Source organism: Eubacterium sp. An3 (genome assembly GCF_002159465.1).
In the GTDB taxonomy this organism is placed as follows: Bacteria; Bacillota; Clostridia; order Lachnospirales; family Lachnospiraceae; genus Anaerobutyricum; species Anaerobutyricum stercoris.
On record NZ_NFIR01000035.1, the window covers coordinates 22,169 to 29,555 of the forward strand.

The following is a 7,387-nucleotide window of genomic DNA, read 5'->3' on the forward strand; positions in this document are numbered from 1 at the left end:
TTGGGAGAATAATCATGCATATTGAGATCGAATACAGTTATAAAGAGAAATTTATCCCGGATTACGAGAAAATCATTAACAATGTCGTGGAAACGGCCCTCGATTATGAGGACTGCCCGTATGAATCACAGGTGTATGTACTCCTCACGGACAACGAGGAGATTCATCAGGTCAATATGGAACAGCGCCAGATTGACCGCCCTACGGACGTGCTTTCTTTTCCTATGGCAGAGTATACCCATCCGGCGGATTTTTCTGACCTGGAGGAGCGGGAACCGGACGCTTTTCATCCGGAGACCGGGGAACTTATGCTGGGCGATATCCTGATCTCCATGGATAAAGTGAAGGAACAGGCCCGGGAGTACGGACATTCCGAGCGGCGCGAGCTGGCATTCCTGGTGGCCCACAGTATGCTCCATCTCATGGGATACGACCACATGGAAGACGGAGAGCGGGAGGAAATGGAACGGAAGCAGGAAGAGATCCTGACGCAGTGCGGATATCTCCGAGAGGTGAAGTAATGAAAAAATACGATACGATTATTGTGGGGGGCGGCCCGTCAGGTATGACGGCGGCCCTTTGGTGCGCCAGAGACGGGCAGCGGGTGCTGCTCATGGACCGGTGCGACCGCATCGGGAAGAAAATTCTTGTGACTGGCAACGGAAAATGTAATCTGACCAATTTCCGGCAGAGTCCGGACTGCTACCGGAGTGAGACGCCGGAGGCAGCGGCGGCGGTGCTGTCTGCTTTCGGGCAGGAAGACGCCATGGAATTATTCCGCAGCCTTGGCATCCTGACCAGAGACCGGGGCGGCTATGTCTATCCCTACAATGAACAGGCAGCCTCTGTCCGTGCGGCCTTTGAGAGCGCTGTTCTTAATAGAGACGGCCTTGAGGTGCTGACAGAAACCTCGATGACCGGCATACGGAGGATAAAAGATGGATTTCAGGTGTCTGCGGAGGCGTATTTTGCCGGAAAGACAGGAAGCGCACATGGCAGGCAGTTTTTTTGTCGTAGTCTGCTCATCGCCACCGGGGGCTTAGCAGGCGTAAAGCTTGGCTGTGACGGCAGCGGTTACGGCCTGGCAAAGGCCCTGGGACATCATATCATCCCGCCGCTCCCGGCACTGACGGCCCTGAAGTCTTCGGCGCCGTTTTTGAAGAAATTGAGCGGAGTTCGCAATCAGGCGGCAATCACTCTGCAGGTGGACGGCAGGAAGGTGTGCCGGGAGCGGGGAGAACTCCAGTGGACCGATTACGGCATCTCCGGCGTGGCTATCTTCCAGATCAGCCGCTTCGCCATCCTGGCGTTGGAAGAAGGAAAGGCAGTCCAGCTTTCTCTTGATTTTATGCCGGAATACTTAGCGGAAGAGGTGGAGAGTCTCCTTCATTCCGGACTGGAAGCCTGTCCGTATAAATCCTTTGAGGAGCTGCTGGGAGGCATCCTGCCGGCAAAGCTTGTGCCGGTGGTCCTCAGGGAGGCGTCGCGCCAGGCAAAAACGCAGCCGCTTTCCGGGGGCGCATCTTCGACGGGAGCAATCCAAATCCGTCACGGTGGAGCGTTCGACAGCGATTTCCAGAGACTTGCTGCGGTGATCAAAGGGTTCTCTCTGCGCATATCCGGTTATATGGGATACGAAAAGGCGCAGGTTACCCGGGGAGGCGTTGACATGACCGAGGTGACTGAGAATCTTGAGTCCCGCATCTGCCCCGGATTGTTTTTTGCCGGAGAGGTATTGGATGTGGACGGAACCTGCGGCGGCTACAATCTCCAGTGGGCTTTCTCCAGCGGAAGCGTTGCCGGAGAGGCTGCATGGAACAGAAATCGCCGGTCGTAATGACCGGCGATAAAAAGAATCGGTTCAGGAAAAACTGCCCGGAGAATTTATCCATGGGAACGCTATCCGCATGAAAAAAATCGGAGTATTATTGAATAATAATTTTGCCCTTAAAGTTACTCTGCTTCTGTATCATTTTCTTTACAGAGGCATTTTTTACGTAGATGGAGCATGTTTTCGGGATGCCGGTAAAGTTGGCTTTGTTTAACTTCGGAGAGTTGATATAAAGCCTTTTTAGTTTACAGAACCGCTTTCCACCAAAACCATCTGTGACTTGCCGGATATTTTTTGGAAGAACAAGAACTTTCAGATTGTTGCAGCGTCTGAAAGAACCTCCATATATTTTCCTTACAGAATTACCAAATTTTACTTTTTTCAGATTCGTCATATTATAAAAAGCCTTACGTTCGATTTTTCTGACAGAATCCGGAATGATAATTTTTTTAATATTGCTGTTGCCTGCGAATGCTCCAAAAGCGATGCGTTCCACTCCGTCTTTCACGACATATTTTTTCGTAGTGGATGGGACGTCATACAGTGTCTTTTCGTTTCTGGAGTAAATGTCGCCATCGATAATCTTATATTTCGGATGGTCCGGCGCATAGATCACAGAGGCATTCGGACAGTCACGCAGCTGAGGAACAGAGTCCACGTTGGAAGGAACATAGATATCCTTTAATTTCGGACAGTCCCAGATACTAAAGTGGGCGTAAATAGATTCTGATGGATTCTCAATTACGATTTCCTCTAGTGCTTTATAATGAGAAAGGCTGAGGATGATGTCTTGTACACCTGACTCTATTGTGATCTTTCGCAGATGCTCTTTGTTGTATCCGGACAGACGGCCTTTTCTTCTGGTCAGCTCTCCGATATCATCAGTCGTATCGGACCGCAGGCTGGTTACCGGAAAAGTTATACCGTTCCAGGTAATTTCACTGCGCACGGTAATTTCATCCGGAGGCACCTCCGTACTGCCTTCCGGAAGTTCTAGGGAAGCGCTGGCTGTTCCAGTATAATTACTGCCCCAGATTAGGTGATAATAGACACCATCGATCACCAGCTCTTGCTGACCGGGTTCCGGGACTGGATTTGGTTCGTTTTCTGCGGCGTCTGCCGGCAGCCGGAAAAATAGTCCGAACAAAATGAACAGCAGAGCAGGAAATAAAAGTGGCATGGTTTTTTTCATAAAAATTCCTCCTTATAAAATATGTTTACTTGTAAATGAAGTAAAAGCAGGCGTCCATGAAATATAAGCTCCCGCTTTTTATGAAGAAGGTAAGTGGTATTATATGATAATAATACCATGGAAATATGGCGATGACAATATAATTATATGTGGTGGGAGCTGAGTTATAAAATATACAGATATGAGGGAAAAACTTGTGAATTTTTAATGTGGAAAATGGAAGAAAATAAAAAAGAAAGTGGAAGATGTTTTGCTAATGCACGCATAAATCTTTCTTTTTTTGACTTCTTATTGAGAAAACGATTTCCGTGTACATACATAAATCTTTCTGTGATAAAGATAAATAAGTGCTATCAATTGCTCATCGCTGAGCTTTAAGATTTCCTGAAGACTTGCCATTAAGGCATCCATCAGGATGCCTAGTAATCTGCTAAAAGTAATGTCTGCCATTTCTAAAACGGAGCCAGTTCGTTGCTGCATATACATGCTTCTTCCGACAAAAATGTTGCTAAGTTTGTAGCGGAGCAGAGAAACAGGTGAAACACCTTTTTCTTTCATCCCATTGCATTTGACGAGAAGCTTGCCGACATGATGCCAGGAAAAAAATCTCTGAACACAATCAATTAACTTATAAAAAATAATACATCTCATCATAAAATGCTTGAGGAAAGCGATAAAGATGTGTATCATATTACAAGAAAGAAAAAGTGCGGATTAAGATAGGAAAATATATTGAGCGGGGGATTATTTGGAAGGAGGGCGTGTATGTTTCGGATGGAGAAAAAGAAATTGCCAGTCGGTATAGAGAATTTTGAAGAAATTATTACGGAAGATTTTTACTATGTAGATAAAACAGAAATGATAAAAGATTTACTGAATAAGTGGAGTAAAGTAAATTTATTTACAAGGCCAAGGCGTTTTGGAAAATCTCTGAATATGAGCATGCTGAAAGCGTTTTTTGAAATTGGCTGTGATGAAGGATTGTTTGCAGGATTAAAAATAGCGGAAGAAACGATGCTTTGTGAAAATTATATGGGTCGCTTTCCTGTTGTCTCCATCAGTTTAAAGGGGATTGAGGAGAAGGATTACCAGACTGCCCGGAATTTGATAGTAAAAGTCATCAATGAGGAAGCAAGACGGCTGCAATTTTTGCTGGAGAGCAGCAGACTTACGTCAAAAGATAAAGAATTGTTTTCTGGTTTGTTAGAAAAAGAAATGGACAATGAAACTTTGGTTTTCAGCTTGAGGGAATTATCTGAATTGCTTCATAAACACTATGGAGAAAAAGTGATTATTTTGATCGACGAATACGATGTGCCATTGGCAAAAGCAAATGAACATGGATATTATGACCAGATGACCATGCTTATCCGGAATCTTTTTGAGCAGACGTTAAAAACCAACGACAGTTTGTATTTTGCAGTTCTGACGGGATGTCTGCGAGTTGCAAAAGAAAGCATCTTTACCGGTTTGAATAATCCAAAAGTTTTGTCCATTACAACAGTACGGTTTGATGAGTATTTTGGGTTTACAGACAGTGAAGTGAAAGATATACTATGCTATTATCATTTGGAGGAAAAGTATGAGCAGATTAAAAGCTGGTATGATGGATATCATTTTGGAAATGTAGATGTATATTGTCCGTGGGATGTAATCAGCTATTGTGATGAATTGACAGATGACAGAGATGCAGAGCCAAAAGATTACTGGTCAAATACCAGCAGCAATGATGTTGTAAAACATTTTATAGAGCGGATGGATAAAAATGAGACTACAGAGGAAATGGAGGAACTGATGTCCGGTGCGACAGTTTCCAAAGAAATCCATGAAGAATTAACATATCAGGGCCTTTATGATTCTGTTGAGAATATTTGGAGTGTACTTTTTATGACCGGATATCTGACATATCGTGGAAAACCGAAGGGGAAAATATATCATCTTACTATACCTAATATGGAAATCCGCAATATTTTCAAGGAACAGATTATGCGGCTGTTTTTGCGTGGAGTCGAAAAGGACGGAGAGTAACTAAATGCTTTTTGCGACTCTTTACAAAAAGGAAATGCTGCAGATGTAGAAAGATTATTTACAGAATATTTAAGCAGGACGATTAGTATACGAGATACTTTTGTCAGAAAAAAATATAAAGAAAACTTTTATCATGGTATTTTATTGGGAATACTTGGATACAAAAAAGGATGGTATGTAAAATCCAATGAGGAATCCGGCGATGGATATAGTGATATTTTGATTAAGATTCAAAGCCTGGGGATTGGCATTCTCATTGAGATAAAGTATGCAGATAAGGGAGAGTTGGACAAAGCTTGCAATTTTGCATTAAAACAGATAACTCAAAAAGGGTATGCGGAGAAGCTGACAGAAGAAGGCTGTCATATTATTTTTCGATATGGCATTGCCTGTTATAATAAAAGATGTCGTGTAGTGGTAGAAACAGAACGGAGGATTTCATGATACGAATATCACAATTAAAATTACCTGTGGATCACACAGAGGAAGCGCTGGCGGCGGAGATTGCCAGGCGGGCGTACGGTCAGCAGCCGGTGGAATGGAAGATTGTCCGACGGTCCATCGATGCCCGGAAGAAGCCGGAGCTTTTCTATACATATACCATTGACGCGGCTTTTGCCGGTGAAAAGAAGGTGCTCCAGCACAGAAACAGTAAGTGGAGCAGGGTAAAAGAGGAGAGATACCGGTTCCCTGTTCATGCGGATGATGTTGGCGGCGGACAGCGGCTGCCGGAGGAGGAGCGCCCTGTGATCATCGGCGCCGGCCCGGCGGGGCTATTTGCGGCGCTGGTGCTTGCGAGGAACGGTTTCGCGTCGGTTCTTTATGAGCGAGGAGACGCTGTGGAGCTTCGGACGAAAAAAGTGGAACATTTTTTTAAGGAAGGAGTTCTTGATACGGAGTCCAATGTGCAGTTTGGCGAGGGCGGCGCCGGTACATTTTCTGACGGAAAGCTCAATACCGTGGTGAAGGACAAGTCCGGCAAGAACCGGTTTGTCCTGGAGGAGTTTGTGAAGCACGGCGCGCCGGAGGAGATATTGTACGAGGCAAAGCCGCACATCGGGACGGACATTCTGAAACGGGTGGTGGCGTCCATCCGGGAGGAGATTCTGTCTCTGGGCGGAGAAATCCATTTTGGCACGAAGCTTGTGGAACTCCTGACAGAAGAAAAGGACGGAGAGCGTATGCTGACCGGCATCCGGCTGGAAACGGCCGCGCCGGAATCCGGTAACAATGCGGCCGGGGTGAAAGTAAATCCTGCCGATCGCGACGAAAAGCGGCATATCATAGAGAAATCCTGCCGCACGGTGATTCTTGCCGTCGGCCACAGTGCGAGAGATACATTTTATATGCTCTATGACAAGGGGCTTTTCATGCGGCCGAAGTCCTTTGCCATCGGCGTCCGGGTGGAGCATCCGGCGGCGATGATCAATGAGAGCCAGTACGGGGAGAAGTACGCCGGAATCCTTCCGGCAGCCAGCTATAAGCTGACCCATCAGTGTAAAAACGGCAGAGGCGTGTATTCGTTTTGTATGTGTCCCGGCGGCTACGTGGTCAATTCTTCTTCGGAGGAGGGGCTGTTGTGTGTCAACGGCATGAGTGATTACAAAAGAGACAGCGCCAATTCCAACAGCGCCATCATCACCACGGTGACGCCGGAGGATTTTGCACTTTCGGAAAACGGCACAACCCGGGCGGGTGATCCGGTTCATCCGTTGGCCGGAGTGGAATTTCAGCGCCGGTATGAGAAGCTGGCGTACGCTTCCGCCGGAGGAAAGATTCCGCTGCAGCTTTACGGTGATTTTAAGGAAGGAAAGGTCAGCACCGGTTTTGGCGGCGTGACTCCGTGTATGAAGGGGCAGTGGCAGTTTGCGGACGTAAGGAAATGTCTTCCGGATTATGTGGTGGAATCTTTGATAGAAGGTATGGAAGCTTTCGGACATAAGATAAAGGGGTATGACCGGCCGGACGCGATCTTTTCCGGCGTAGAGACCAGGACGTCTTCTCCTGTGCGTATGGAGAGAGACGAGTCCGGTCAGGCAAATATCCGGGGGCTGTTTCCGTGTGGAGAGGGCGCCGGATACGCGGGCGGCATCACCTCCGCGGCCATGGATGGACTCCGCATGGCAGAGGCAGCAGCCCGGAAACTTTCAAAAATGATTTTGTTCTGATGTTCAGAAAACGGGTAAGTTCCATAATAATGAATAAATCAATTATGAAGATATTGGGGTCAAAAGCCTGTCTATAGCACCTTGAAAAGTTCATATATTTTGTAGTAAATACAAGCCGAAATGCTTCTCTTGCTGTATAATAGAGTTATCCTAGAAAAGAAGGTAATC

The 7,387-nt window shown here is 46.3% G+C and carries 6 protein-coding genes; 5 read left to right on the forward strand and 1 reads right to left on the reverse strand.

The window, feature by feature from the left end:
• Positions 1-14 precede the first annotated feature (14 nt).
• Both ybeY and B5F87_RS17830 read left to right on the forward strand, forming a co-directional pair.
• Positions 15-521 carry an rRNA maturation RNase YbeY gene (gene ybeY / locus B5F87_RS17825; protein WP_087283458.1) on the forward strand — a complete coding sequence of 169 codons (507 nt, stop codon included), beginning with the start codon at positions 15-17 and terminating at the stop codon, positions 519-521.
• Positions 521-1,837, forward strand: coding sequence for an NAD(P)/FAD-dependent oxidoreductase (locus tag B5F87_RS17830; protein ID WP_087283460.1), 1,317 nt, complete (start codon positions 521-523; stop codon positions 1,835-1,837). Before ybeY ends, B5F87_RS17830 begins: the two co-directional genes overlap by 1 nt.
• Positions 1,838-1,925: 88 nt before the next feature.
• On the opposite strand, the gene B5F87_RS17835 is transcribed toward B5F87_RS17830, so the two are convergent.
• Complete coding sequence (locus B5F87_RS17835) at positions 1,926-3,023, reverse strand: leucine-rich repeat domain-containing protein (protein ID WP_087283462.1); 1,098 nt, start codon at positions 3,021-3,023, stop codon at positions 1,926-1,928.
• A 765-nt stretch (positions 3,024-3,788) separates the two neighbouring features.
• Between B5F87_RS17835 and B5F87_RS17845 the strand changes: the two genes are divergently transcribed.
• From B5F87_RS17845 to B5F87_RS17850, 3 genes are all read left to right on the forward strand, one after another.
• On the forward strand, positions 3,789-5,051 hold the full coding sequence (locus tag B5F87_RS17845) for an AAA family ATPase (RefSeq protein ID WP_343215783.1): 1,263 nt from the start codon (positions 3,789-3,791) through the stop codon (positions 5,049-5,051).
• A gap of 87 nt (positions 5,052-5,138) precedes the next feature.
• Positions 5,139-5,495, forward strand: coding sequence for a PD-(D/E)XK nuclease domain-containing protein (locus tag B5F87_RS21745; protein ID WP_343215784.1), 357 nt, complete (start codon positions 5,139-5,141; stop codon positions 5,493-5,495).
• Positions 5,492-7,219 carry an FAD-dependent protein gene (locus tag B5F87_RS17850; protein ID WP_087283464.1) on the forward strand — a complete coding sequence of 576 codons (1,728 nt, stop codon included), beginning with the start codon at positions 5,492-5,494 and terminating at the stop codon, positions 7,217-7,219. Before B5F87_RS21745 ends, B5F87_RS17850 begins: the two co-directional genes overlap by 4 nt.
• The last annotated feature ends 168 nt before the right edge of the window (positions 7,220-7,387 follow it).

Excerpts from the sequence above, each read along its gene's own strand:
- B5F87_RS17835 (WP_087283462.1), bottom strand. The coding sequence starts at position 3,023 with ATGAAAAAAACCATGCCACTTTTATTTCCTGCTCTGCTGTTCATTTTG.
- ybeY (WP_087283458.1), top strand. The coding sequence starts at position 15 with ATGCATATTGAGATCGAATACAGTTATAAAGAGAAATTTATCCCGGAT.
- B5F87_RS17830 (WP_087283460.1), top strand. The coding sequence starts at position 521 with ATGAAAAAATACGATACGATTATTGTGGGGGGCGGCCCGTCAGGTATG.
- B5F87_RS17850 (WP_087283464.1), top strand. The coding sequence starts at position 5,492 with ATGATACGAATATCACAATTAAAATTACCTGTGGATCACACAGAGGAA.
- B5F87_RS17845 (WP_343215783.1), top strand. The coding sequence starts at position 3,789 with ATGTTTCGGATGGAGAAAAAGAAATTGCCAGTCGGTATAGAGAATTTT.